Below are 25,027 nucleotides of genomic sequence, written 5' to 3' on the forward strand. Positions count from 1 at the left end.
TATCGTCCAGCTTCCGGCGCCGTCCGTCCACACGGGCCACGCCGCGGACACTGCGCCGCCTACACTCACCCCATGGCCCGCGTGCTGCACACCGCCCAGGCGCTCGTCGACGTCGTCGTCGAGGTGGACGAGCTGCCCCCGCGCGGCGGCAACGCCAACGCCCGCAGCGAGCACCACTACGCCGGGGGCGCGGTGACCACGCTGGTCGCCGCCGCTCGCACCGGTGCCGAGGCGGTCCACGGCGGCGCGCACGGCGTCGGCCCCCATGGCGACCTGATCCGCCGGGCACTGGCGGCCGACGGGGTGGCGCTGTCCGACGAGCCGCGCCGGAGCCAGGACACCGGCCACTGCCTGGTGCTGCTGGAACCGTCGGCCGAACGCACCTTCGTGACCGTCTACGGCGCGGAGCGGGAGATCACCGCGCAGTCACTGGGAACGCTCGCGCCAAGGCCGGGCGACCTGCTGTGCCTGTCGGGGTACAGCCTGTTCGAGCCCACTCGGGAACCGCTGCTGGAATTCCTGGAGACCGTGCCCGCGGGCGTGGAGGTGGTTCTCGACCCCGGCGCGCCGTTTTCGACGTTCCCGCGCGAGGTGCAGGAGCGCGTGCTCGCGCGCACCACCGTGTGGACGTCCAACGCCGAGGAAGCCCGGGGCCTGACCGGGCTCGACGCCCTGGAGGACACCCCGGAGGCGCTGCGGCGGCGCATCGGCTCGCAGTGCGTCGTGGTGGTGCGGGACGGCGCGCGCGGCTGCATCGTCTTCCACCACGGCCGGGGCACCGAGATCCCCGCCTTCCCCCGCACCCCCGTCGACACCAACGGCGCCGGCGACACCCACACCGGGGTGCTGCTGGCCGAGCGTGCCCGCGGCGCCGACTGGGAGTCCGCCGCCACCCGCGCGAATGCCGCCGCCGCGATCGCCGTGACCCGGAGGGGACCGCAGAGCGCCCCCACCCGGGACGAGGTCGACGCGTTCCTGTCCTGAGCCCCGCCCGCCTACGATGATCCGATGGGCACCCACGACGCGTCGACGTTCCACGACTTCCGGGCGCGGACCATCGACGGCGAATGCCGTGAGATGAGCGAGTACCGCGGGCAGCTGGTGCTGGTGGTCAACACCGCCACCGAGTGCGCCTTCACCCCGCAGCTGCAGGGCCTGCAGTGCCTCCACGACCGCTTCGGCGAGCACGGCTTCACGGTCCTCGGCTTCCCGTCGGACCAGTTCCACCAGGACCCCGGCACCGATGCGGAGACCCGGGAGTTCTGCACCTCCACCTACGACGTCACCTTCCCGCTGTTCTCCAAGGTCGACGTCAACGGCCCCGACGCGCACCCGCTGTGGCAGTGGATCCGCCAGCAGAAGGCGGGCGTGATGGGCGGCCGGATCGCCTGGAACTTCACGAAGTTCCTCGTCGCCCCCGACGGCAGCGTTCTGCGCCGCTACGCCCCGCCGGTGCCGCCGGTGCGCATCGCCCGGCGGATCGAGATGGAGCTCGGCCTGCGCTGAGGCACGGTGCGAACGCCCAGGTTGGTAACCTGGGCCACAACACCATCCCTCGTGAAAGGGGAACCCATGGAAGGCGTCATCATCTTCCTCGTCCTGGCCGTCGGCGTCATCATCGCCCTGGCCATCATCGCGGCGCTGCTGTTCGGCGGCCTGCGCACCTCGTTGATGTTCACGGTGCACTCCCGTGAAGCGGTCATCGTCGAGCGCTTCGGGAAGTTCCGCCGCGTCGCGCACGCCGGCCTGAACTTCAAGGCGCCCTTCATCGACAACATCACCAAGCCGATCTCGCTGCGCGTCCAGCAGCTCGAGGTCAACATCGAGTCCAAGACCAAGGACAACGTGTTCGTCACCGTCCCGGTGGCGGTGCAGTACGTGATCAAGGAAGAACAGGTCGTCGACGCGTACTACAAGCTGTCCAACCCCGAGGCGCAGATCCGCTCCTACGTGTTCGACACCGTGCGCTCGGCCCTGTCCAGCCTCGAGCTGGACGCCGCGTTCGAGTCGAAGGACGACATCGCCTACAGCGTCGAGCAGACCCTGTCGGCCCGCATGCAGGAGTTCGGCTTCAACATCATCAACACCCTGGTCCAGGACATCTCCCCGGACCAGCGGGTGCGCGATTCGATGAACTCCATCAACGCCGCCCAGCGTGACCGGGTCGCCGCGCAGTCCCTGGCCGAGGCCGACAAGATCAAGCGCGTCACCCAGGCCCAGGCCGAGGCCGAGTCCAAGCGCCTCCAGGGTGAGGGCGTGGCCGGTCAGCGCAAGGCGATCGCCCTCGGTATCGCCGAGCAGTACGAGATGCTGCGCAAGGTGGGCATCGAGAACTCGGCCGAGCAGCTGCTGCTGATGACCCAGTACTTCGACACCATGCAGGACGTGGCCCGCAACGGCCGCTCCAACGTGCTCTACTTGCCCTCGAACCCGGGCGCGGTGGGCAATATGGGCGAGGAGATCCGCACCGCGATGCTGCAGTCCCAGGCCGCGGCGCAGGCCGATCAGGACGCCGATGTCGCCGACGCCGCGAACCGCGAGCGGATCTCGGCCGATCAGCTGCGCGAGCAGGAGCAGGCCCGCGCCGAACGTGCTCGCAGCGAGGCCGAGCGCCGCGCCCGCGAGGCCCAGAACCAGGCTCGCCGCGCGGCCGAGCAGGCGCAGGACTCCGGCTACCCCGGTGGCGACCAGCCGCCGTGGGCGCACCCGGGGTCCGCGAACCAGGGCTGACCCACTCTCCGGCAGGGCCCGGGACGCTGCATGCGTCCCGGGCTCTGCTGTGTCCGGGCCGTGCTGCGCGGGCCGTGCTGCGTCCGGGCCCTCCGTCGAAAGTCGAAGCCGGCCGGTGCCGGATGCCGACTGCCGACGGTCCGCGCCGCACCCGTCGGCAGATGACGTGCGCATCTGGGGGCGATGAGATGCAGGCATGACCGCTCCCGCTGCTGAGACCACGACCCCTCCCCTCGACTCCTCCTCGGCCGACGGCGGCGACTACTCGGCCGAGAAGCGCATCGGCCGGCTCGCCGTCATCACGCTGGGCTGGTGGGCGCACGGCGGCGTGCGCTTCCTGCTGGCCGCCGCGATGCTGTACTACGGCTTCGCGAAGCTGGTCCTGGGCCAGTTCGGCGTCGCGGACGCGGGCGACGCCCTCATCGCCCAGGGCGAGATGAGCCCGATGGGGATGCTGTGGCGGATGGTCGCCTTCTCCCCGCTGTTCCAGGTCCTGGCCGGGCTCGCCGAGTTCGGCGCCGCCATCGCCCTGCTGTGGCGCCGCTCCGTGCCGCTGGGTGCCCTCATCGCCGCCGGTTCGATGGCCCTGGTGTTCGTGCTGAACCTCGGCTACGACGTGCCGGTCAAGCAGATCTCGCTGGCACTGCTGATCATGGCGCTGATCGTGCTGATCCCCTGGATGCCGCGGCTGGCCCGGGCTTTCGTCGGGCGTGGGGAGATCCCGCGCGGCCCCCTGCCGACCCTGATCCCGTGGCGTCCCCTGGCCCGGGTCACCGACGTCCTGGGACCGATCGCCGCTCTCGGTCTGGTGGCGCTGATCGGGTACGGGGTGAGCCAGATGTATCCCCAGCGCACCACCGACGGGTCCGCGCCGGCCGGGGTGTGGAGCGTCCAGGAGGACACCGCCGAGCCCGCCGCCCAGCTCGCCGATGACGACCGCTGGAGCCGGGTGGCCTTCGGCTCGACGCTGTACGGGGACGCCGCCCAGGCCCAGCTGCGACTGGCCAGCGGCGACCTGCTGACCGGTCAGTACCGGCGCACCGGGGACTCCGCCGTCGAGCTCGAGCTGCGGCCGCTGCGGGAGGCCGGCCAGTCGGTGGCCGACTATGCGGACACCGAGCCCCGGACCCTCGCCCTGGGCGTCGAGGAGCGGGCCGACGGGACGCTGCACGTCACCGGCGACGGCGTGGACCTCGTGCTCGCCCCGGATCCCTCCGGGTCGATGCTGTACGACCGCGGCTTCAGCTGGGGCATCCGCCCGGACGACCCGTTCAACCGGTGAGCACCCGCCGCTGATCGGCCTCGGCCGGGTCGCGCCCTGAACCGTCGGCCCGCTCCTCTACTGTGGAACCGCACGCGCCGGCCCGGGCGTGCGAGGAGCCGAGGAGCAGGAAGCCCAGATGCAGATCGAGTTCGGCTGGTCCCTGGACAACGCCGCCTGGGCGGATGGCTCGGCGGCGACGGGGACGGTGCGGATGGGGCCGCGCTCGCTGGTCCACCTGCTGCAGACGCGGCTCGCGCTGACCCGCCCGGACGTCCACCCGGCGGTGCGCATCGCGCAGTACTCCCGGGCGATCGCCGCCGCCGATCACCCCTGGCCGCGCGCCTCCTTCGCCGCGGACCCGTGGGCGACCTCGGCGACCCTGCTGACCTGGCGCGACGCCGCCGTGGCGGCCGGGGCCGAGCTCCGGGACCATTCCGAACTGCCTGCGCGCATCGATGCCCTGCGCAGCATCGAGGAGCAGATCCGCGGGGCCGACGGGTCCGCGAGCGGGGGCCCCGCTCTCGCCCTCTCCCCCGGTGCGTCCGACGATCTGCGCGAGCTCGTCGACCTGCTCGAGTCCGTGGTGGCGAGCGGATCGCCGTGGCCGCTGGGCATCGAGATCATCCGCTGCCACGAGGATCCGCAGCGGCTGCCCGGGCTGTGGGGACGCCTGCTGACGCTGCTGGAAGCCGCGGGCGTCGCCCTGGTGCGACCGGATCCCGGTTCCGGTGCCGGCGACGCGGGCCGACCGGAGCTGGTCATCGTCGAGGCGGAGGACGAGTGGGCGGCCGCCGAGACCGCCGCCCGGTACCTCGCCGGCCGCGCGGCCGAGCCCGCTCCCGTCGGCAGCGCCCCGTCACTGCAGGTCCTCGCCACCGCGGACACCGTCCTCCTGGACCAGGAGCTGCATCGTCGCGGCCAGGCGGCCCTCGGGGTCGCCGAGCCGTCGGCCGATCGCACCGCCCTGCAGATCCTCCCCCTCTACCTCTCGATCGCCATCGCCCCCGTGGACGTGCAGCAGCTCGCGGCCTTCCTCGATCTGCGGGTGCTCGATGCGCCCGAGGACGATCGCGACCCCATCGGCCTCGTCCCGCGGCCCGTGCGACGCGGCTTCCTGGACGCGCTCGCCCAGGAGCCCGGCACCGGCGGCCCCGCCTGGAACGCCGTGCTCCAGCAGCTCGCCGCCGACGTCCAGGGGGCCGGCCCCGAGGAGCGGCCCCGGGCCGAGACCGCCCTGGCCACCGCACAGTCACTCTCCGACCTGGTCACCTCGCCCCTGCAGCCCGAGACGCTGACCCCGGCCCGGCTGCGCGAGGTGACTGCGTGGCTTCAGACGCGGCTGCGCAGCCTCGGCCAGGGCGATGCCGACCTGCTGCGCGCCTCGGCGCATCTCGCGGTCTTCCACGACGTGCTGGACACGCTCCCCGCCAGCCATGTCCTGGGCCGCCGCGAAATCGCCCAGATCCTCGAGGCCGCCGGCGGCCGCGCCGCCTCCCCCTTCGCCCGGCCGGAGGCCACCGCCGCGTGGTGCACCTGCACCCGGCCCTCCCAGCTGCTCCCGCGCGGCGGGGACGTGCTGTGGTGGGGAGCCGATCGCCACGATGCCGCCACCGGCGTGACCTGGGACGATGCCGAGGTGGGTGCGCTGGTGGACCTGGGGGCGCGCATCCTGGACCCGGCCCACGTGGCCGCCCTGGAGACCGAGGCCGGCCTGCGCGGGCTCTCCGGCACCGACCGCCTCGTCGTCGTGCGCACCCGTACCCGCGCGCAGAAGGCCACCGCCCCGGCCTCTCTCCTCGCCCACCTCGCGGCGGAGCGGGCCGGGCGGGCCGGGCACGGCGAGGATGTCGCCGCGGTGCTGTCCCGCCACACGCACGCGCCCGCCGATGCCATCGGCCACGGGGTCTGGGAACTCGCCGGGGCGCGCCGCGAGCTCACCATGCCCGCCCGGACCCGGCCCCCGCAGCTGCCCGGGACGCTGACCAAGCACGCCGGCCCCGCGCCGCACCTGCTGCCGCGCTCCCTGTCGTACTCCCAGGCGGAGAACCTGCTGGGCTGCCGGCAGAAATGGACCTACCGCTCCGGGCTGGGGATCCGCCCCGCCTCGGTCTCCAGCGTGCCCACCGGGAACCAGATGATCGGCACCCTGGTGCACGCGGTGGTCGAGGATCTCGTGGACACCGCCCGGGCCGCGGGCCGGATGGGCCCGCCCACCGGCGAGGAGATCGGCGCCGCGTTCGACGTCAAGGTCCCCCAGCTCGCCTCGGAGCTGCTGCTGCCCGGCCGCGAGGTCGAGCTGACCACCACCCGCGAGAACGCCGTCACCTCCCTGCAGGAGTTCTTCGCCCGGCTGGTCGAGGCGGGGCTGACCATCACGTCGGTCGAGTCGAGGTTCGAGGAGACTCTCACCCTGCATCTGCGCAGCGGTGACGTGGACGTCCCGTTCACGGGCTTCCGCGACGTGGTCGCCGAGGACTCCGCGGGCCGGCCCACGGTGATCGACCTGAAGTGGACGGCCGCCGCCACCAAGTACCCCGATCTGTTCGAGACCGGCGAAGCGCTGCAGCTGGCCTCCTACGCCTGGTCGCTGCACCGCGAGGATGCCGACGTCGGCTACTACCTGCTCAAGCAGGGCGAGTTCGTCTCCGCCAACCCGGCGCTGGACCCCCACGGCCGGCCGACGCTCGACATCGACGCCGCCTGGTCCACGACCACGGCCGGCATCACGGAGGCGCTGGACGCGATCCGCGCCGGCGAGGTCGACGCCGCCTCCGGACAGATCCTGCTCGATGCCGGCCAGGATCTCGCCACCGCGCGCACGACCGCCAAGAAGACCTACGAGAAGGCCCGGGAGGCCGCCCGCGCCGACGGCGGGATCGTGGTCGACGCCCGCTGCGACTTCTGCGACTTCGCCCTGCTGTGCGGGCTGAGAGGCGACGACTCATGAGCTTCACCCTGATCAATGCCTCCGCCGGCTCCGGCAAGACGTACACGCTGACCCGCGCGCTCGCCCAGCGCATCGCCGCGGGCCTGGATCCCTCCCAGGTCATCGCGACCACCTTCACCGTCAAGGCGGCCGACGAGCTCGCCCAGCGCGTGCGCTCCACCCTGCTGGACCGGGGCCAGATCGAGGCGGCGCGAGGCATCGACAGCGCCCTGCTGGGCACGGTGAACTCGGTGGCCGGCCGCCTCGTGACGGAGTACGCGCTGGACGCCGGGATCTCCCCGGACGTCGAGGTCCTGGACCAGACCACGCAGAAGGCCGCGTTCTCCGCCGCCATCGCCCGCACGGCCGCCGTGGCCGGGGCCCGCTGGGCGGCGATGCTCGCGCGCACCGAGCACGACGGCGACGAGAACGACACCGGATTCGGGGTGCGCAAGCAGGCCTGGCGCGGCCGGGTGAAGGACGTCGCCGACGCCGCCCGCACCAACCTCCTCGGCGCCGAGGAGCTGCGCGCCGTCGCCCCGGCCTCGTGGGAGGAGTTCCGGGCCTCGGCCGGGCTGCCGGAGCCCGGCGAGGACCTCCGCCCCCGCTGGCTGCACCGGCTGGGGCAGTGCCTGGAGGACCTCGAGGCGGACCTGACCGCCTCCGTCGGCCCCGACGGCGAGCCCGTGCGCGGCGGGCCCATCGCAGCGCGCAGCGTCCCCGGGGCCCGCAGTGACCTCGAGGCGCTGCGGACGCTGCAGCGCCGGCTCGCCGATCAGGACCGTGCGCCGTGGTCGAGTTGGCTGAAGCTCGCCCGCGGCGCCGAGACCGATGCGAAGGGGAAGTCCCGCGGAGCCTTCCGCGCGCCGGCGAACCAGGCGCTTCTGCCGCTGTCGATCGAGATCTCGGAGACCTTCGCCCAGAACCCTGCCTGGCAGCAGGACCTCCGGGATCTGATCACGCTGATCCTGGAGACCGCGGCGGAGTCCCTGGAGGCCTACGAGGACTACAAGCGCGAGCTGGGCCTGATCGACTTCATCGACCAGGAGGTGCGCGCCCTGCGCCTGCTCCAGGAGTCCCCGCGCGTGCGCGCCTCCGTCGCCTCGAGGTTCCGCCTGCTCGCGGTCGACGAGTTCCAGGACACCTCCCCCATCCAGCTCGCCCTGTTCCTCGAGCTCTCCCAGCTGATCGAGGAGAAGATCTGGGTGGGTGATCCCAAGCAGGCCATCTACGGGTTCCGCGACGCCGACCCGCGTCTGATGGGCGACATCATCGCCGCCCTCGAGGGCGGCGGCACCGTGTTCGGGCAGGGCACGGTCGAGAACCTGTCCCACTCCTGGCGTTCCCAGGAGCTGCTGGTGCGGCTGACCAACGCCGTGTTCACCCCCGTCTTCGCACCCGACGGCGGGGACACCTCGCGCATCACCCTGTCGATTCCGCCGGCCCGCGCGGCCAGCGCCGGCGATGGCGCCCTCGAGGTGTGGGAGGCCAGGAAGCAGCGCCGAGGAGTGCTCGGGGCCGACAAGCACGCCGCGATGATCGCCGAACAGATCCGCCGCCGGATCGAGGACGGCACCTTCACCCCCGCCAGCACAGCGGTCCTGGTGCGCAGCAACGCTCAGCGCAACGCCGTCGTCGCCGCCCTGCAGAGACGCGGTGTGCCCACCGCCGGTGCCGCCCATCCCCTGCTGGCCACCCGCGAGGCGCAGCTGGTGCGCGCGGCCCTGGCCGTCACGCTCGACGGCAGCGACACGCTCGCCCTGACCGAGCTGGTCACCCTGCTCGAGGACCACGCTGCCCATGACAGCTGGTTCCGCGACCTGATGGCCGCTCCCGACGCGGAGGCGCGCCGGGCGGTCTTCGCCACCTGGTGGAACGACGACTCCCTCGCCGGTCTGCGCGAGGTGCGGCGGGCCTGCATCGGCTTCACTCCCGCCGAGATGATCAGCGCCCTGATCGACGCCCTCGACCTGCCCCAGCGACTGAAGAGCTGGACCGAGCAGGGCTCGCGCCGCCGCACCCTGGATGCCCTGCGATCGCTGGCCGAGGAGACCACCGCCCGGCGCCGCGCCGAGGGCTCTCCGGTGACCCTGACGGGCCTGCGGGCAGATCTGGACGCCTGGGAGGAGGGCCCCGATCTCTCCGGGCTGCCCGACGCGGTCTGGGTGGGCACCATCCACGGTGCGAAGGGCCTGGAATGGGACCACGTCGTCACCTACCTGGCCGCTTCCGAGAAGGAGCGCGACCACGCCCACGGCGTGCTGGTCTCGACCCCGGGCGACATCGACGTGACCTCCCCGCTGGCCGGCCGCACCTTGCGCTTCTGGCCCGAGGTCCCCGCTCCGCAGGAGATCGCCGAGAATCTGGCGGCCTCCGAGTTCGCCACCCGCCGCGCGAGGGCGGAGGCCGAGGAGGCGGGCCGCCTGCACTACGTCGCCCTCACCCGCGCCGCCCGCACCGCGGTGCTGGCCGTCCCCGGCCCGGCGACGGTCCTGGACGGGCTCGTGCCGCCGCAGGCCGCGGCGGCAGCCTCACCCTCTGCCTCTGCTTCCGGTGGCGCAGCAGGAGGCTCCGGCGCCGACGCTGCTGGGGCAACCGGCGCAACCGTGGCAGCCACCGTCGGTGAGCCGGCGCAGCTGGTGCGCTGGTCCGACGACGCCATCACGGTCCTCGGCACGGCGGACCCGCTGCCCGCTCGTGTGACCCGGGTCGACATCGACGAGCTCATGGATACCGTGCCCACGAAACTCCCACCCGGGGAGGACCCGCTGGCCGCGACCGATGTGCCCCTACGGCCCGAGCAGACCGCCGCAGCAGGTGTCGTGCACTCCGCCGCGCGCTTCCAGGCCTCGGCCACAGACTCGGCCGACACCCTCGGCGAGGTGGCCCCACCCCGGTCCATCGGCCCCGCTCTGGTCTCCGGTGGCGGCCCGCAGTGGGAACGGGTCGGCGAGGCGGTCCACGCGTACCTGGCCCTGCCGCTCGCGGCGCTCTCTGCCGAGCAGCGCGAGGCGGCCGCCGAGCGGCTGCTGAAGCGCTGGTCCGTGACCCGCACCGTCGGCCCATCGGTGCTGCTCGAGGCCGGTGCCTCCTGGGCCTCGTTCCTCGCCGCCGAGTTCCCCGGCGCCGTGCAGCTCACCGAGCAGCCCATCACCTGGTGGAACGAGGACGCGCAGGTGATGGAGGGCTGGATCGACACCCTGCTGCGAGTTCCCGACGGTGACCTCGTCCTCGTCGACCATAAGAGCTACCCCGGCACGGACCCCGTCACTCACGTGCGCGAACAGTATCTCGGCCAGATGTCCACCTACTCCCGCGCCCTCACCGCAGCCGGCACCCGGCCCCAGCGCATCCTCATCCACCTTCCCCTTCGCGGTGAGATCGTGGAGGTGATGTTGCATGAGCACGCCCGCTGACCGTGGCAGGTCCGCTGACCGTGGCAAGCCCGCCGTCCGCAGCGAGCCAACTACCCGCGCCAGACCAGCAGAAGGCGGCGGAGGGCCGCCCGTGCTGTCGATGGAGGAGGCGACGGCCCGCGCGCTGACCCTGCTCGATGAGGCGATGCGGTCCGGGACGCGCCGCCTGCTCGGCATCGCCGGGGCACCCGGCGCCGGGAAGTCCACGCTCACGGATGTGCTGACCGAGCAGCTGCCCTCCAGATCCTGCATCGTCGTCCCCATGGACGGCTTCCACCTGGCGGACGTCGCGCTCGAGCGACTGGGCAGGCTGGAGCGCAAGGGCGCCCCGGACACCTTCGACGCAGACGGCTACGTGGCGCTGCTGCAGCGGCTGCGCACCGCGCGTCGGCAGGATCCGCCGGTGTGGGCGCCGATGTTCGAACGCGACCTCGAGCAGCCCCTGGCCGGAGCGATCGAGGTTGCCGGCGACGTGCCGCTGGTGATCACCGAGGGCAACTACCTCCTGGCCGACGATGCGTTCGCCCACGTGCGCACAATGCTCGATGCCCGCTGGTTCGTGGAGACGCCCGACGATCAGCGCCACGCACGCCTGATCGCCCGCCACGAACGGTTCGGCAAGAGCCCCGCCCGGGCCCGCGACTGGGCGCTGGGCCCGGACGAGGCCAATGCCCGCCTGGTCGCCGCCACGCGGGACCGGGCCGATGCCGTCGTGCGCTGCGGCTGACCGGGCCTGCCGGTCAGCGCCCGCCAGCGCTCGCCGAGCCACGTGCCCGGTCCTGCCCGAGCCAGTTGTCCAGCACGTTCCGGTCAGTCTCCCCACGCCCGCCGGAGCACCCCCTCTGAGTGGCCGTTAAGGGCACCTCAAAGCGGCCTCACAGCGGGGATGCTCGACGTGGAGCGGCCCCACAACGAGGTTGCTCGACGTGGAGCGGCCCCACAACGAGGATGCTCGGGGTGGGGGCACGTCGGTGCTGGCCCTGGCAACGGCTCCGTGTCGTGCGCTGCGGCTGACGCCGGTCAGCGGGTGCGCACGGAGCGCACGAACGCTGCCGAGCGCTCCTGCAGCCCCGCGATCTTCTGCTCGCGGTAGTACTCCAGCAGTGCCGGGTCCTCGGTGCGGATCTCGACCGGGGTCGGCGCCCGTCGCACGTTCTTCGAGCAGCGGAAGTCCGCGCAGATCGCGGTGCCGATGGAGTTGCCGCGCCGGCCGGAGTCCCCGGCGAGCGGGGCCACGAAGGACGCGGCGTGGAGGCCGTCGATGACGTCCTCGCACCACGCGCACAGCATCTTGCGGGTGGGAGCGGTGTCGTTGCCGCGCAGCAACAGGCAGGCCACGGAGTCGTCGACCTCGAGGGCGACGTAGTGCAGACGGGGCCGCTTGGCGTCCTGCCAGCCGAGGTAGTCCAGCTGGTCCCACCGGACCTGGGCGAGGTCGGGCAGGCTCGCCCGCTTGGCGTCGCCCTTGCTGGCGTTGACGAAGGAGCTGCGGATCTGGGATTCGGTCAGGGGGTTCATGGGTGCGTCCTCACGACGGGCGCGCGGGACCGCCCCGTACTCGGACGGGTGTCCCTGCGCGCGGGAGAGTGTTCAGGTGAGCGTCGTGGTGGCGTGCGGGCACGCCGAGGTCACACCGAGCAGGCCGCGTGGGCCGCCCCGCTTCCTGCATGCGTCGTGGGCATGCTGTGCTCCTCTCCCGTCATGGACGCGGACACGCTACGCCCGGCGTGGGCAGCCGGCAACCCGATTGAGGCGCGCATCGCCCCGCCAGGGCCGGAAAGGTCCGTTGCTGCTGCCCGCCACCGGTCGACACCGCCGTCGTTGTCGTTATGGCGTACGCATAGCGGCCACTACGGCGGTGTCGGCGCCAGGATCACACGGACAATCCCAGGGACCAGGCGATGATCTCACCGGGATCAGACGGACATCTCCCGGGATCAGGCAAGCATCCCTGGGGATCAGACGGACACTCCCCGGGGTCAGGCGATGATCTCGCCGAGCTCGGCGAGATCGGTGTCGGTGAGCTCGAGCGTCATGGCGCGCGCGGAATCGACGATGGACTCCGGGCGGCCCGCGCCGGGGATCGGGACCACGTGCTCGCCGAGGGAGAGCTCCCAGGCGAGCACGACCTGCTGCGGGCTGACGGCGTGGGCCTCGGCGATGCGCTGGATCTGCGGGAACCGCTCCCCCACGGCGCGGGCGCCGCCGCCGGTGCCGCCCAGCGGCGACCACGGGACGAAGGCGATCCCGTGCTCACCGCAGTGGCGCAGCTCGCCGGCGCTGGTGTGGAAGAACGTGGGCGAGAACTGGTTCTGCACGGCGGCGAGACCGCCGTCGCCGAGCACCTCGCGGGCCACGTCGATCTCCTCGACGTTGGCGTTGGAGATACCGATCTCGCGGATCAGGCCCTCCTCGCGCAGGGCGGCCAGGGCCTCGACACCCTCGGCGTAGCGGATGCTGCGGTCGGGCCGGTGCCAGTAGTAGAGGTCGACGCTGTCGGCGCCCAGGGCGTTCAGCGACTTCTCCAGCGCGGAGCGGAGGTAGGCGGCGGAGCCGTCGCGGCCGCTGACCTCGCCCTCGCTGCGGGTGATGCCGCCCTTGGTGGCAAGGGTGATCGCGGAGCTGTCCCCGCTCCAGGAGCCCAGGGCCTCGGCGACCAGCTTCTCGTTGTGGCCCATCGTGTCCCAGCTGGGGGCGTAGATGTCCGCGGTGTCGATGAGGGTGATCCCGGCGTCGAGGGCGGCGTGGATGGTCGCGATCGCCTGCTCGTGCGGGACGGGCTCGGAGCGGCCGAAGGAGACGGGCATGGCGCCCAGTCCGAGGGCGGAGACGGTCAGGGATCCGATGCGGCGCGTGGGTGCAGTCATGATCCGACCCTAGCCCTCCCGCACCCGGCAATCAGGGCATCCCATCATTCGACCGGGGGCCGGACGAGGCCAGGCGGGCCGGACGAGGCCAGGCGGGCCGGACGAGGCCAGGCGGGCCGGACGTGCTCAGGCGAGAGGCACCCCCGGCCCCGTCATCTCCGGCATCGAGAAGTAGAACGTCGAGACATCGTTCCACTGGTCGTCCTCCTCGGGCGGCGGGGCGGAGACGGTGGCGCGCACCAGGTCGCCGTCGGCCTCGGCCTCCTGGACGACGATCCGACGGTCCGGGTCCTCGCCGGCTCCCTCCAGGAGACGCTGCGCGTACGCCTCGGCATCGCCGTCGACCCGGATCGCGCCGCGGGTGGTGTGCTCGTCCTCGGCATCGAAGCGCGTCGCCCACAGCCATTCGACGGCGTGGCCGTCCTCCTGCGTGGCCTGGCTCAGGGATGCGCCGCGCGCGAGGTGCATGTCCCCGAGATCCAGAGCGTCGACCAGTTCCGACAGATCGTCGAAGAGTGCCTCGGCGCCGTGGCCCGCATCCACCACGTCGGCAGAGGACTCGCTGGTCAACAGGAGATCCTCGCCGACCACAGCGATCAGAGCGAGCGGCGCTCCGGGCGCGACCTCCGGAGCATCGCGGCGGAGCTCGTCCCCGTCCCGCGTGAACGTGTCCGCCAGAGCCTCCTCCATCTCGTCGAGCAGTGGTGCGGCGTCCTGCCACAGCACCACCTCCTGGAGCCCGCGCCGCACCGCGACCGCCTCCGACGGGGTGCTCACACGCTCGGCCGTCCTGAGGAACGACGCATCGATCTGAGCCTCCGGGCCCGGCGAGAACAGCAGCGTCGGATCGGTGACCGTCAGCGCCGCCAGGCGGTTCGCGGGGCCGGAGGCGATCAGGATGTCCGCGGACCCCTCGACCCCCAGCGCCTCCGCGGCGGCGGCAGGGCGACTCCAGCTCACGACGATCCCCTCGCCGTCGCCGAACGTCGGACCGTCGACCCGCCCCAGCATCCCCTCGAGACCGCCATCGCCTCCTCCGAAGCCGGGCAGATCAGGCAGCAGGGAGCATCCGGAGAGACCGGCGGTGCCGAGGCCGACGGTGCCGAGACCGGCCGCTCCCGCACGCAGCAGTCGCCGCCGCGAGATGGCACCCGGCGCCGCAGGGTGCGGCGGGGGCACGGAACCGGTCATGCGAGGAACGTATCAAGGCGGCCGAGCCGCGCCCAGGCTTCCCGCCCGCGCATCCGCCCGTCTCCGTCCTCGCCCGTGCCTCTCTGCAGTTCCCGCGCAGGTCGGTGACGCGCCCAGGCCTCAGCGCGGCTGCGTGGACTCGCGCTCGATGATCCGTGAGCGCAGCAGCGTGGTGGAGGGGTCCTCGTCGGGGTTGGCCATGCGCTGTCCGAGCATGCGGGCCGCGGCCCGGCTGGTGGCGCGCACCGGCTGGTGGACGACGGAGATCGACGGGGTGACCAGGCGAGTCCACAGATCGTCGTCGGTGGCCAGCAGCGCCGGTACCTCGCTCTTGCCGCGCACCGCCTCGAAGGCCCCGGCGGACATGCGGTTGTTGGTGACGTAGACGCAGTCCGCCGCGGCGCCCTCGAGGATCTGCTCCATCATCGCGGTGCCGGATTCGACGTGGAGGTCACCGCGCAGCACGGCGGAGTCGTCCACGTCGACGCCGGCCTCGCGCCATGCCGTGAGGTACCCGGCCACGCGATCCTCGGTGGTGCGCAGGTCAGTCGGCCCTGCGATCACGGCCGGGCGGCGGAAACCGCGCTCGCGCAGATGGCGGGCGGCCTGGCGGCCGGCGTCGAGGTTGTCGGTGGCGACCAGGTCCGTGTTCGCCCCCTCGATCCAGCGATCCACCAGCACCACCGGGATGCCGGCATCGGCCAGGGGCGTCAGGTCCGTGAGCGTGCTGTGTACCGGGACCAGCAGCACCCCGGAGACGTGCCGACCCACCAGCTGGGCGAAGCACTCGCGCTCGACCTCGAGGTCGTCCTCGGTGTGGGCGACCGTCACCGAGTGGTTCCGGCCGCGGGCGATCCGCTCCACCTCACTGATGATCTGGGTGAAGTAGGGGTTCTCCGCATCCGGCGCGACCACGGCGATCTGCGAGGTACCGCCGCGGCGGAGGGACCGGCCCATGGCGTTGGGCACGTACCCGGTCGAGCGGACCGCCGCCCGCACTCTCCGGGTGAGCTCCTTGTCGACCGTGGAGGCACCGTTCATCACCCGCGAGACCGTCGCCGAGGAGACCCCGGCTGCGCGCGCCACGTCCATGATCGTCGGCCGTGGCGTCACCATGTGCTTCTCCTGGGTCGTTCCGGTGGTCCGGTCGGTTCATGCCCTCTTCGGGCGGCGACGGGAGAGCCCGTGCCCGTCGCTCGGTCCCGGACGTCGCTCAGTCCTGGACGATCTCGGCATCGCCGCACAGGTGCACGATGACCCCGAGACGCTCGAAGAAAGCTGCCTTCGCGGTCAAGGCGCGGTCGGCCGCGCCCTGGTCATCAGCGTAGACGAGCTGGGCATGGTTGGCCTTGTGCCGGCCCATGAACTGGTCACGGCTCACGCCGTGCAGCACCACGTTCGCGATCGGCCACTCGGGGTTGGTGAGCTCCTTGCGGCGGCGCACCTCCTCCTCGGGCAGCTCGACGACGCTGCCGCGGCCGAGGTCGACGTGCAGGCCGCCGTCCTGGATGTAGACGCGGGACCAGACGATCTCGCCGGGCTTGGAGACGCCGTTGATGGTCGAGCCGCCGGCAGGGAAGAACGCCGGGCCCTGCCGCCAGCCTTCCGCGTCGGCGTAGCCGCGAGGGAAGTGACTGGGCGGGACGGAGCCGGAGATCTCGTAGACCCACACGTACTGCCCGTCGTACTCCTCGCCCCAGCGGACGTCGTGCAGCGTGGTGGCGGGGTCCATGCCCATCGCGGTCCACAGGCGATTAGTGACCAGCGCATCGACGGCCACGCCCTCGTCGACCTCGTTGAAGTTCGGCAGGGCCTGGCCCTCCCACAGCACGCGGGAGCCGTCACGGCTGGTCACCGGGGGGCGCTGGACGTTGTTGAGCAGACCTTCGACGAGGTCCGAGGCCGGGGTGACGTCCTTGAGTCCCTGCTGGTACTGGATGCCCACGGCGTCCAGGCCGAAGTCGTCGCTGATCCGCAGCGCCGCGATGTACATCTTGTATTGCCCGCGCAGCTGGTTCTCGGTGAGCTCGGTGGCCTCGTCGGTGCCGAGTCGGAACGTCATCCCGGCCTCCTGCAGCCAGGCGCCGACGGCGTCGGCCTCCTCGTCGGTGACCGTCTGCATCTCGGCCCACAGGGCGGACTGCGAGAGCCGCTCCTTGTAGATGCCCAGCGGGTTGAGCATCTCGTCGTCGATGATCGCGTTGTACATGCCCATGCAGCCCTCGTCGAATATGCCGATGATGGCCTTGTCGGCGCGGAGCTGATCGGCCAGGGCCCGGCCCAGCTCGACCTCGGCATTGGCGGGCAGGGGCGGCAGCGGACGCACGTGGCGCTCGTCGTGCTCGAGGCGGCCGGTGGAGAGCCAGGTGGCCACGCCCTCGCGGAACCAGTCGTCGGTGCCGTCGACCGTCCAGAGGGTGGAGTACTCGCGGCCCATCTTGGTCAGGCCGCCGTTGAGGTTCAGCAGGCCCACCAGGCCCGGCCACTCGGGCGCGAAGTTCGCCACCGTCAGGATCGGGCCGCGGTGGCTGCGCAGCCCGGCGAGGACGTGGTGGCTGTACTGCCAGTTGGCGGTGGCCACGATCAGCGGCGCCTCGGGCGGGATGTGCTTGAACACCTCGATGCCCATGCGCTGGGAGCGGATGAAGCCGTGGCCCACCTCCGGGTCCGGTTCGAAGCCGCGCCGCACCTGCCCTCCGGCGGCGCCGACGGCGTCGGAGACGAGACGCTCGAGCTCCTGCTGGAACGGCCAGGCGGGGAGGTTCGCGCTCTCGCGCGAGTCACCGCTGGGGATGAGGTAGACGGTGTTCTCCGGGGCGGGGGCGACCTCGCGGGGCGCCGGGAGGTCGTAGCTGCGCTGGGCGGCGGTGGTGGTGGTCATGAGCGCTCTCCCGAGTTGTGGTCGGTGCGGGCGGGACCGGCGGGGCTGTGGGGAGCGGCGCCGGATCCCAGGTGGATCTCCATGTCCTCGAACGTCGGGGCCGACGGGCGGGCCGTGGCGGGCCGGTCGAGGTAGAACACGGCGGTGGAGGCGATGTCGTCGCGCAGCGGCAGGTAGCGCCCGGCGGACTTCCACCCCAGCGCCTGGATGTCCACGCGCGGCAGGCCGGTGGAGAAGTGGATCGGGTCGGCGATGTGCCAGCGGTACATGCCGAAGCGCTGCTGGGCGATGTAGAGCCCGTCGGGCCGGATCACCTGCGGCATGCCCAGGTACGGGGTGGAGAAGGCGGTGTACCCCTGGCCGGGGATGTCGAAGTTCCAGGCGCCGCCGAAGTAGTCCTCGGTGCCGGTGCCGGCGATCGTCGGGAAGCCACCGTCCCGGCCGCTGGCGAGGTCGTCGTCCATGTAGAACTTGATCTCGCCCTCGCCCCACCAGCCGTTGGAGTTCACGCCCCAGGCGATGTAGGTGCCCACGTACTGTCCGTGACCCTCGACGTCCTCGAGCAGCACGTGCTCGGTGGCCTCATCGAGGGGGTTGGAGCGCCGCCATTGGGCGTGGAAGTAGGCGTCCTCGCTGTGGTCACCGCCCAGCTCGTAGGTCACCTGGTAGTAGACGCGGGCGTCGACGTCGGCCGTGTTCTCGAGGGTCAGGCGCGCGCCCTCGCGGAAGGGCATCGGCCAGTACGAGTTGAAGCCGCCGTGCGGATTGGCGGCGACCATCTGCGAGTCGACCTGCGAGAACACGCCCCAGCCGTTGCAGAAGAAGTCGCCGTAGGGGACTTCGACCGCGGGCTCCTCGCTGCCGTCCCAGTAGGCGCGCACCACCAGGTGGCGCCAGTGGTCGGTGTGGGTGGTGATCCAGATGTGGGTGATGACGCCGGCGGAGTCGATGTCGGCGAGGGTGAAGGTCTCCCCCGCCTTCACGTCGACGCTCGGTGAGACCTTCCAGCCCTGCCCGAGATCGCGCGCGGCCTCCGCGCCGGTGCCTTCGGTGGCGCGGCCTCCCCCGCCCGGGGAGCCGTCGAAGTTCTCGGGACTGATGGAGCGGGTCTGCACGGGACGCAGGCGGGCGACGGGGCTGAGAAGGTGGGTCACGCGGGTACTCCCTGGGAGTCGGATCAACGGTGATTCGTCGTCGGTGGCCCCACCCCGCCATATCGCAGGGAGGAACCGGGGCAGAGGACGGCGGTTGGGAAACGATTACTGGCACGATACGAGAGGCGGCGCGCACCGTCAATCCACCCGGGCCTGGGTGCGGGAGGGTGGAGTCCGACAGCGGCCCACGAGCCGTGGTTGACGCCGATCGCCCCTGCCTCTACCGTAGCGATAAATCGATTACTGACGACGGCCGGGCATAGACGCCGGAGCGGACGCCCATGCTCCCTCCTCCAGACGGCCGAGTCGAGACCTCCGCAGCTTCGCCACCGCACCGCGGCTGCGCCACGACGACGTGTTCCGAGGAAGGCCACGTGCAGACCTCCCCACGCCACGGAAGGCGACCATGAGAACCCACCCTGCGAGCAGAGAACATCTCCTCAGCCGGCGGAACCTGCTGCGCGGCGGGGCCGCGACGGCCGCGGGCGCCGGCGGCGCGCTGACCATCGGCGGCTGCGGCTCCGCCGGCGGTGCGGGCGCGTCCGATCCGATGCAGTTCTGGCAGTTCTACGCGCCCATCGACCAGCAGGACCCGAACCTCGTCGCCCAGAACGACTGGTTCCTGAACGTGCTGAAGACCTGGGAGGACGCCGGCGGCCGACCCGTCGAACCGGTCTACATCCCCGGCTACACGGATCCGACCAACACCCGGTTGGTGACTGCCTTCGCCTCCGGGGCCGGACCGGACATCTTCCTCATCTCCCCCGGCGATTTCCTGCGCTACTACAACGGCGGCGTACTGGTGGACCTCGCTCCGTACATGAGCCAGGAGGCGATCGACGACTTCTACCCCCAGGCGCTGGCCACCCGCACCGTCGGCGACGGCATCTACGGGCTGCCCATGGAGCAGGAGCCGCTGGCGATCTTCTACGACGTCGCCTCCTTCGAGGAGCACGGGCTCTCCGAGGGCGACCTGCCGACGACCTGGGACGAGATGCTCGAGCTCGGCAAACGCATGACCGGCGGCGAACGCGCCGGCCTGGTGCTGGAGACCCTGCCGGGCTACTACCAGAACTTCACCTTCTACCCCTGGCTGTGGCAGGCCGGCGGGGACGTCATCGACGTCGAGAGCCAGCGCCCCGTCTTCGACAGCGAGGCCGGCATCCAGGCTCTCCAGCTGTTCCAGGACGCCATCACCAGCGGTGCCGCTCCCCGCACACGCCCGGCCAACGGCGACATCGTCAGCGCTCTGACCGGCGGCTATGCCGCCATGTGGCAGGGCGGCATCTTCGACGTGGAGGCGCTGCGCCAGAACGCGCCGGACTACGAGTACGGCGTCTTCTCGCTGCCCGCCCCACCCGGCGGCGAATCCGTGACCACGCTGGGCGGTTGGGCCTGGTGCGTCAATGCCCGTGGCCGCGACCCCGAGGCCGCCGCCCAGCTCACGGTCGAGGTGATGGGCTCGATGAGCCAGGACTCCATCGACGCCGGCGTCCAGTGGAACGGCGTCGCCAAGGGCAACATCCCCGCCCGCACCTCGGTCACCGAAGCGATCGGGGATACCGGCGCCTTCGAGGAGCGGATCCTCCAGCAGTTCCGCGACGAGATCCTCCCGACCGGCCGCGCCGAGCCGCGCTTCCCACCGGTCATCTACAAAGCCGTCTCCAACGCCATCCAGGCCACCCAGCTGGGCGGCGCCGACCCTGCCGAGGAGGCCGCGACCGCACAGGACGCGATCGAGAGCTACCTCGAGACCTACGAGGGAGGGCCCCTGCTGTGAACACCGTCCGCCTCGCCCGCACCGCGGGCACCGCCACCGGGACGGGGACCTCCCGGCCCTCCACCCTGGGCAACACCCGGGCGCGCCGGGAACGCCGCGCCGCCTTCTGGTTCCTCCTGCCCGACACCCTCGGACTGCTGGTCTTCGTCGCGGTGCCGATGGTGCTCGCCATCGTCCTGGGTTTCTTCCGGGTCGACGGCTTCGGGTCCTTCGACTTCATCGGTGTGGACAATTACGTGCGCATGATCGGCGACCCGCAGTTCTGGTCCAGCGTGCGCGTGACGCTGCTGTACTTGGTCGCCGTGGTCCCCCTGATCTTCGTGTTCGGCCTGGGGCTGGCGCTGCTGGTCCAGCAGAAGCTGCCCTTCGTCGGCCTCATCCGCAGCGCCCTGTTCGTGCCCTACGTGGTCAGCCTCGTGGTGGTCGCGATGGTCTGGCAGTTCATGCTCGCCGACCGGGTCGGCGTGCTCAGCCGGATGCTGGGCCTGCTCGGCTTCGAGAACATCTCCCCGCTGGGCCAGCCCAACCTGGCGCTCGGCACGGTGGTGCTGGTGACCGTGTGGTTCCAGATGGGCTACTACATGATCATCTTCCTGGCCGGGCTGCAGGACATCCCCGGCGAGTACTACGAGGCGGCGCGCATCGACGGCGCGAGCGCCTGGCAGCGCTTCCGCCGCGTCACCCTGCCGCTGCTGCGGCCGACGAGCTTCTTCGTGCTGATCACGTCGACCGTGGCCGTGATGACCGGCGGGCTCGACCTCATCTTCGTCCTCACCGGCGGCGGCCCCGCCGGTGCCACGTCCCTGCTGATCTTCTACATCTACGAGCAGGCCTTCCTGTTCGGTGAGCTCGGCTATGCGGCCGCCATCGGCTCCGTGCTGGTGGTCGCCATGCTCGCCTGGTCCGCCGTCATGTTCGCTCTGACCAAGGGAGGTCGTTTCGAATGAGCGACGCAGTCTCCACCCCGCACCCCTCCCCCGCCCACCGGGGCGAGCCGCACCGGGCAGGATCCGTATCCGACCGGCCCGCGGTGCGCCCGAGCCGCCGGCGACGCTGGACGCCGACGACGACGCTCCTGTTCATCCTCGGCGTGCTGCTGGCGCTGATGACGATCTTCCCGCTGGTCTGGATGGTCACCGGTGCCTTCAAGCCCGCCGCCGAGGTCAACGGCTCCGCGCTGCTGCCCTCGGAGCCGACGCTGGAGAACTTCACCTACGTGTTCACCCAGGTGCCGTTCCTGCGGTACATGTTCAACAGCTTCATCGTCTCGGCCGCGGTGACGGTGCTGGCGCTGTGGTTCCACTCGATGGCGGCCTACGCCCTGGCCCGGCTGCGCTTCCCCGGTCGCGAGACGATCTTCCTGCTGATCTTCTCGACCCTGCTGGTGAGCCTGCCGGTGATCCTGATCCCGACGTTCGTGGTGGTCCGCACCCTCGGCATGGTCGACTCCTATGCCGGCCTGATCATCCCGGCGATCTTCAACGCCTTCGGCATCTTCCTGCTGCGCCAGTTCTACGTCTCCCTGCCCGCCGAGCTCGAGGAGGCGGCGCTGATGGACGGCGCCAGCTACTGGCGGATCTACCGCAGCGTGATCCTGCCGCTGTCTCGCCCGATCCTCTCGGCCCTGACCGTGTTCTTCTTCCTCACCAACTGGAACTCGTTCGTATGGCCGCTGACGATCACCTCGGATCCGGACCTGCGCGTGGTCCAGCTCGGCATCGCCACCTTCCAGCAGCAATACGCCTCGGACTGGAACTACGTGCTGGCCGCCTCGACGGTGGCGGCGATGCCGACGCTGCTGATCTTCTTCTTCTTCCAGCGCCAGATCGTGGAGTCGATCAAGTCCTCCGGGTTCAAGTGAGCCTGGCGCGGCTCGGGCCCCGGCGATCGCGTCAGAAGGCCGAGACGATGAGGTAGATGATGCCGACGAGCGCGAAGGCGATCACGGACTGCAGCGCCTGCTGGACGGTCCAGGTCTTCAGCGTCGTCTTCACGTCCATGTCCAGCAGCCGGCCCACCAGCCAGAATCCGGAGTCGTTGACGTGGCCGGCGAAGACCGAGCCCGCCGCGGTGACCAGCACGATGCAGGCGACCTGCAGCGAATTGAAGTCGCCCGCGATGACCGCCGGGGATGCGAGACCGGCAGCGGTGACCAGGGCGACGGTCGCGGAGCCCTGGGCCAGTCGCATGATCACCGCGATCAGGTAGGCGGCGATGAAGACCGGTAGCCCGATGCCGCCCAGGGAGTCGGCCAGGGCATCTCCGATGCCGGAGGCCTGCAGCACGCCGCCGAACATCCCGCCCGCGCCGGTGATCAGCACGACCGAGCAGATGGGGCCGAGCGCGGAGTCCAGCACCTTCTCCAGGGCGGAGCCGCTCTCGCCGCGCCGGTGGCCGAGCACGAACGTCGCCACGATCACGGTGATCAGCAGCGCCATCGCCGAGGTGCCGAGGAAGGACAGCACGGCGACCCACGTCGCGTCGGCATCCACCGCGCCCACCGAGCCCAGGGCGTCCAGGCCGGTGTTCATGAGGATCAGCAGCATCGGCAGCAGCAGGAGGGCGATGACGGTGCCGACGGCCGGCGGGGCGGCGGGCTGGTCGTCGTCGACGGTGCCGAAGATGGTCGGCACCGGGAGCGGGACGCGGGCGGCGACGATGCGGCCCCATACGGCGCCTGCGGCGTACCAGAGCGGGAAGGCGATGAGGGCGCCGATCAGTAGCACCAGGCCCAGGTTGGCCTCGTAGAGCTCGGTGGCGGTGACCGGGCCGGGGTGCGGGGGCAGGAAGACGTGCATCACCGAGAACGCCGCCGCGGTGGGGATGGCATAGAGCAGCACGGAGCGGCTGGAGAGCCTGCGAGCAACGGCGAAGACGATCGGCAGCATCATGACCAGGCCGGCGTCGAAGAACATCGGGAACCCGAGGATCAGTGCCGAGATACCCAGCGCGAAGGGGGCGCGCTTCTCGCCGAAGGTGTCGATCATGCGGTCGGCCAGAGCCTTGGCGCCCCCGGAGTGCTCGACGAGGCGGCCGAGCATCGCGCCGAGGGCGACGAGGATGGCGACCGAGGCCAGCGTGGACCCGAATCCCTCGGACATGGTCTCGTAGACCGCCGCCATCGGTACGCCGGCGGCGATCGCGGTGAGCGCCGAGACCACCACCAGGGTGATGAACGCATGTACGCGGAAGCGCATGATGAGGATGAGGATCAGGGCGACCGCCGCGGCGGCGATGCCGAGCAGCGGACCTGCTCCCAATGTCTGTGTCCAGTCGTCCATGTGAATCTCCGTCGATCACCAGCCGGACGGTGTGCTGCGAGCCCGCTGCCTCACACCGGATAACACGGTGAGCCTGTCATACGGACCGGACACAAGTCGCGCATTCGGCATCGACACGTCAGCCGTCGCTCAACCGCCGCCCCACCGTTCCCGGACGATCGCGAAGAGCGAATCGCGACGGCGCCGGCGGTGCTCCCCCAGCAGGGGCAGAGTCGGATTGTGCGGCAACCGCGCCGCGTCGACGAAGAACCCGAGGATCCCGACGAGGACATCGGTGCCCATCCTCCGGGGGTGTCCGTGGCGAGCGAGCACCTCATCGACACGATCGTTGACCCGCAGGGTGCCGTCGACGTCGTCGATGCTGGAGAGCAGCTGGAGGGCGTCGGAGGCGTCGGAGACACGGCTGCCGCGGGAAGCGTGGGCCCAGTCCACCAGGCTCACGTCGCCGTCGTCGGTGATCAGCATGTTGTCGGCGCGCACGTCGGAGTGGGAGAGCGTGTCTCCCGCCAGGGCGTCGATGCCGCGGAGTGCTGCGGCGCGCAGGGCGTCGAGACGCTCGGCGAGCCACGGATCCAGATCGTCCGGAAGGTTCTCGGCGACGCGCTCGAAGCCGAGCATGTCCGGCCCGAGATGCTCCGGCACCGTGGGCAGGCCGGCCACCGGGCACGGCGTGGTGGCTGCCTGCAGTGCCTCGAGCGCCGCGAGCACCTGGTCCAGCTGCCGGGCTGTCCACGGCTGCTGCGGCAGGGCGCCGGGCGCCGCCTCGGTCACCAGCACGAACCAGTCGCCGTGGTCGAAGGCGTCCACGAGGCGGGGCACCGGGGCCTGCGTCGGCATCTGCTCGAGCACCGTGGTTTCGGCGCGGTTCAGGGCCGGTGAGTCGGGGTTGTCCTGCTCGCGGACGGCTTTGACGAACATGCTGCGGCCGGAGGCTCCGCTCAGGATCTCGGCGCTGCTCGGGGAGAACCCGCCGCGACACGAGTGGGTGTGGACCACGGGTTCACCGAGCAGCTCCTCGAGGCGCCGGCGCAGCGAGGTATCGAGGTCCGTCCAGGTCAGTCTCGGGGTCATCGGCCCACCTTTCCACGGGCCGGCGAAGACCGCACCGTCTTTTCGGCGGACCGCGTCAGACGTCGACGATGCCGGCGGCGGTGGGCCGGAAAAACCCGTCAGCCAGGTAGAACGGCCCCGCAGCAACCTCGAAGTCGACGTGGAGCCATTTGACGGGGCCGGCTCGGCATTCTTCGATCGCCCGACGGACCAGTTCGCGCCCGATGCCTGAGCCCTGATGGTCAGGGTGCACGGAGGTGTCGAGCAGGAACGCGTGCCGGCCCCCATCGGTGACGACATTGCAGAAGCCCACCAGGTCCGAGCCTCTGCGCGCCGTCACCCACCCCAGCGAGTGCCGTTGCAGCCGTTCGACCCACGGCTCCATCTCCTCGGCGTGCGCGAAGGCTGCGGCGTGCAGGGAGGCGACCTCCTGATCGGAGACGTCGTCACGCCAGGCGTAGTTGAGCGGCTCCATCGTTCCCATGGC

At 71.5% G+C, this 25,027-nt stretch carries 19 protein-coding genes; 10 read left to right on the forward strand and 9 right to left on the reverse strand.

What is annotated here, in order from left to right; all coding sequences use genetic code 11:
• Nucleotides 1-72 precede the first annotated feature (72 nt).
• From AC5020_RS04505 to AC5020_RS04535, 7 genes are all read left to right on the forward strand, one after another.
• Nucleotides 73-984 (forward strand): PfkB family carbohydrate kinase, encoded by a 912-nt coding sequence (locus tag AC5020_RS04505; protein ID WP_377804202.1) that lies wholly within the window; start codon nucleotides 73-75, stop codon nucleotides 982-984.
• Between the two features lie 24 nt (nucleotides 985-1,008).
• Nucleotides 1,009-1,506 (forward strand): glutathione peroxidase, encoded by a 498-nt coding sequence (locus AC5020_RS04510; protein ID WP_377804200.1) that lies wholly within the window; start codon nucleotides 1,009-1,011, stop codon nucleotides 1,504-1,506.
• 66 nt (nucleotides 1,507-1,572) lie between these two features.
• Nucleotides 1,573-2,730, forward strand: coding sequence for an SPFH domain-containing protein (locus AC5020_RS04515; protein WP_377015840.1), 1,158 nt, complete (start codon nucleotides 1,573-1,575; stop codon nucleotides 2,728-2,730).
• 196 nt (nucleotides 2,731-2,926) lie between these two features.
• A complete protein-coding gene (locus AC5020_RS04520) occupies nucleotides 2,927-4,012 on the forward strand; it encodes a hypothetical protein (RefSeq protein ID WP_464987391.1) in 1,086 nt (361 codons plus the stop codon).
• A gap of 118 nt (nucleotides 4,013-4,130) precedes the next feature.
• Nucleotides 4,131-6,941 carry a PD-(D/E)XK nuclease family protein gene (locus AC5020_RS04525; protein WP_464987392.1) on the forward strand — a complete coding sequence of 937 codons (2,811 nt, stop codon included), beginning with the start codon at nucleotides 4,131-4,133 and terminating at the stop codon, nucleotides 6,939-6,941.
• The gene (locus AC5020_RS04530) at nucleotides 6,938-10,336 is read left to right on the forward strand and encodes a UvrD-helicase domain-containing protein (protein WP_464987393.1); all 3,399 of its coding nucleotides are present in this window, start codon (nucleotides 6,938-6,940) and stop codon (nucleotides 10,334-10,336) included. The genes AC5020_RS04525 and AC5020_RS04530 overlap by 4 nt, the downstream gene beginning before the upstream one ends.
• Before the next feature lie 100 nt (nucleotides 10,337-10,436).
• Nucleotides 10,437-11,063: a nucleoside/nucleotide kinase family protein gene (locus AC5020_RS04535; protein ID WP_494564393.1), complete on the forward strand. Its 627-nt coding sequence runs from the start codon at nucleotides 10,437-10,439 to the stop codon at nucleotides 11,061-11,063.
• Nucleotides 11,064-11,356: 293 nt separating this feature from the next.
• On the opposite strand, the gene AC5020_RS04540 is transcribed toward AC5020_RS04535, so the two are convergent.
• The 6 genes from AC5020_RS04540 to AC5020_RS04565 form a co-directional block, all read right to left on the reverse strand.
• Entirely contained in the window at nucleotides 11,357-11,854 is a 498-nt protein-coding gene (locus tag AC5020_RS04540; RefSeq protein ID WP_377804194.1) for an FBP domain-containing protein, read from the reverse strand.
• A gap of 461 nt (nucleotides 11,855-12,315) precedes the next feature.
• Nucleotides 12,316-13,203: an aldo/keto reductase gene (locus AC5020_RS04545; RefSeq protein WP_464987395.1), complete on the reverse strand. Its 888-nt coding sequence runs from the start codon at nucleotides 13,201-13,203 to the stop codon at nucleotides 12,316-12,318.
• A gap of 126 nt (nucleotides 13,204-13,329) precedes the next feature.
• On the reverse strand, nucleotides 13,330-14,394 hold the full coding sequence (locus tag AC5020_RS04550) for a hypothetical protein (protein ID WP_464987396.1): 1,065 nt from the start codon (nucleotides 14,392-14,394) through the stop codon (nucleotides 13,330-13,332).
• Nucleotides 14,395-14,514: 120 nt separating this feature from the next.
• Nucleotides 14,515-15,510 carry a LacI family DNA-binding transcriptional regulator gene (locus tag AC5020_RS04555; RefSeq protein WP_464987397.1) on the reverse strand — a complete coding sequence of 332 codons (996 nt, stop codon included), beginning with the start codon at nucleotides 15,508-15,510 and terminating at the stop codon, nucleotides 14,515-14,517.
• 97 nt (nucleotides 15,511-15,607) lie between these two features.
• Nucleotides 15,608-17,275, reverse strand: coding sequence for a hypothetical protein (locus tag AC5020_RS04560; RefSeq protein WP_464987398.1), 1,668 nt, complete (start codon nucleotides 17,273-17,275; stop codon nucleotides 15,608-15,610).
• Nucleotides 17,272-18,429 (reverse strand): glycoside hydrolase family 172 protein, encoded by a 1,158-nt coding sequence (locus tag AC5020_RS04565; protein WP_464987399.1) that lies wholly within the window; start codon nucleotides 18,427-18,429, stop codon nucleotides 17,272-17,274. The genes AC5020_RS04560 and AC5020_RS04565 overlap by 4 nt, the downstream gene beginning before the upstream one ends.
• A 406-nt stretch (nucleotides 18,430-18,835) precedes the next feature.
• Here AC5020_RS04565 and AC5020_RS04570 point away from each other — a divergent pair, with 406 nt between their 5' ends.
• From AC5020_RS04570 to AC5020_RS04580, 3 genes are read left to right on the forward strand one after another with little or no spacing between them, the layout of a single operon-like run.
• On the forward strand, nucleotides 18,836-20,209 hold the full coding sequence (locus AC5020_RS04570) for an ABC transporter substrate-binding protein (protein WP_464987400.1): 1,374 nt from the start codon (nucleotides 18,836-18,838) through the stop codon (nucleotides 20,207-20,209).
• Nucleotides 20,206-21,156 (forward strand): carbohydrate ABC transporter permease, encoded by a 951-nt coding sequence (locus AC5020_RS04575; RefSeq protein ID WP_464987401.1) that lies wholly within the window; start codon nucleotides 20,206-20,208, stop codon nucleotides 21,154-21,156. Before AC5020_RS04570 ends, AC5020_RS04575 begins: the two co-directional genes overlap by 4 nt.
• On the forward strand, nucleotides 21,153-22,070 hold the full coding sequence (locus AC5020_RS04580) for a carbohydrate ABC transporter permease (protein ID WP_464987402.1): 918 nt from the start codon (nucleotides 21,153-21,155) through the stop codon (nucleotides 22,068-22,070). Before AC5020_RS04575 ends, AC5020_RS04580 begins: the two co-directional genes overlap by 4 nt.
• 31 nt (nucleotides 22,071-22,101) lie before the next feature.
• Here AC5020_RS04580 and AC5020_RS04585 read toward each other — a convergent pair whose 3' ends face one another.
• The 3 genes from AC5020_RS04585 to AC5020_RS04595 form a co-directional block, all read right to left on the reverse strand.
• A complete protein-coding gene (locus AC5020_RS04585) occupies nucleotides 22,102-23,490 on the reverse strand; it encodes a GntP family permease (protein ID WP_377015807.1) in 1,389 nt (462 codons plus the stop codon).
• A gap of 129 nt (nucleotides 23,491-23,619) precedes the next feature.
• Nucleotides 23,620-24,561 carry a phosphotransferase gene (locus AC5020_RS04590; RefSeq protein WP_464987403.1) on the reverse strand — a complete coding sequence of 314 codons (942 nt, stop codon included), beginning with the start codon at nucleotides 24,559-24,561 and terminating at the stop codon, nucleotides 23,620-23,622.
• A 55-nt stretch (nucleotides 24,562-24,616) separates the two neighbouring features.
• Complete coding sequence (locus tag AC5020_RS04595) at nucleotides 24,617-25,024, reverse strand: GNAT family N-acetyltransferase (protein WP_377792696.1); 408 nt, start codon at nucleotides 25,022-25,024, stop codon at nucleotides 24,617-24,619.
• Between the last annotated feature and the right edge of the window lie 3 nt (nucleotides 25,025-25,027).

Source organism: Brachybacterium sp. SYSU DS0246, from assembly GCF_059391765.1.

Coding starts and splice junctions, on each gene's coding strand:
- AC5020_RS04505 (WP_377804202.1), top strand. CDS start 73: ATGGCCCGCGTGCTGCACACCGCCCAGGCGCTCGTCGACGTCGTCGTC.
- AC5020_RS04510 (WP_377804200.1), top strand. CDS start 1,009: ATGGGCACCCACGACGCGTCGACGTTCCACGACTTCCGGGCGCGGACC.
- AC5020_RS04515 (WP_377015840.1), top strand. CDS start 1,573: ATGGAAGGCGTCATCATCTTCCTCGTCCTGGCCGTCGGCGTCATCATC.
- AC5020_RS04520 (WP_464987391.1), top strand. CDS start 2,927: ATGACCGCTCCCGCTGCTGAGACCACGACCCCTCCCCTCGACTCCTCC.
- AC5020_RS04525 (WP_464987392.1), top strand. CDS start 4,131: ATGCAGATCGAGTTCGGCTGGTCCCTGGACAACGCCGCCTGGGCGGAT.
- AC5020_RS04530 (WP_464987393.1), top strand. CDS start 6,938: ATGAGCTTCACCCTGATCAATGCCTCCGCCGGCTCCGGCAAGACGTAC.
- AC5020_RS04535 (WP_494564393.1), top strand. CDS start 10,437: ATGGAGGAGGCGACGGCCCGCGCGCTGACCCTGCTCGATGAGGCGATG.
- AC5020_RS04540 (WP_377804194.1), bottom strand. CDS start 11,854: ATGAACCCCCTGACCGAATCCCAGATCCGCAGCTCCTTCGTCAACGCC.
- AC5020_RS04545 (WP_464987395.1), bottom strand. CDS start 13,203: ATGACTGCACCCACGCGCCGCATCGGATCCCTGACCGTCTCCGCCCTC.
- AC5020_RS04550 (WP_464987396.1), bottom strand. CDS start 14,394: ATGACCGGTTCCGTGCCCCCGCCGCACCCTGCGGCGCCGGGTGCCATC.
- AC5020_RS04555 (WP_464987397.1), bottom strand. CDS start 15,510: ATGGTGACGCCACGGCCGACGATCATGGACGTGGCGCGCGCAGCCGGG.
- AC5020_RS04560 (WP_464987398.1), bottom strand. CDS start 17,275: ATGACCACCACCACCGCCGCCCAGCGCAGCTACGACCTCCCGGCGCCC.
- AC5020_RS04570 (WP_464987400.1), top strand. CDS start 18,836: ATGAGAACCCACCCTGCGAGCAGAGAACATCTCCTCAGCCGGCGGAAC.
- AC5020_RS04580 (WP_464987402.1), top strand. CDS start 21,153: ATGAGCGACGCAGTCTCCACCCCGCACCCCTCCCCCGCCCACCGGGGC.
- AC5020_RS04585 (WP_377015807.1), bottom strand. CDS start 23,490: ATGGACGACTGGACACAGACATTGGGAGCAGGTCCGCTGCTCGGCATC.
- AC5020_RS04590 (WP_464987403.1), bottom strand. CDS start 24,561: ATGACCCCGAGACTGACCTGGACGGACCTCGATACCTCGCTGCGCCGG.
- AC5020_RS04595 (WP_377792696.1), bottom strand. CDS start 25,024: ATGGGAACGATGGAGCCGCTCAACTACGCCTGGCGTGACGACGTCTCC.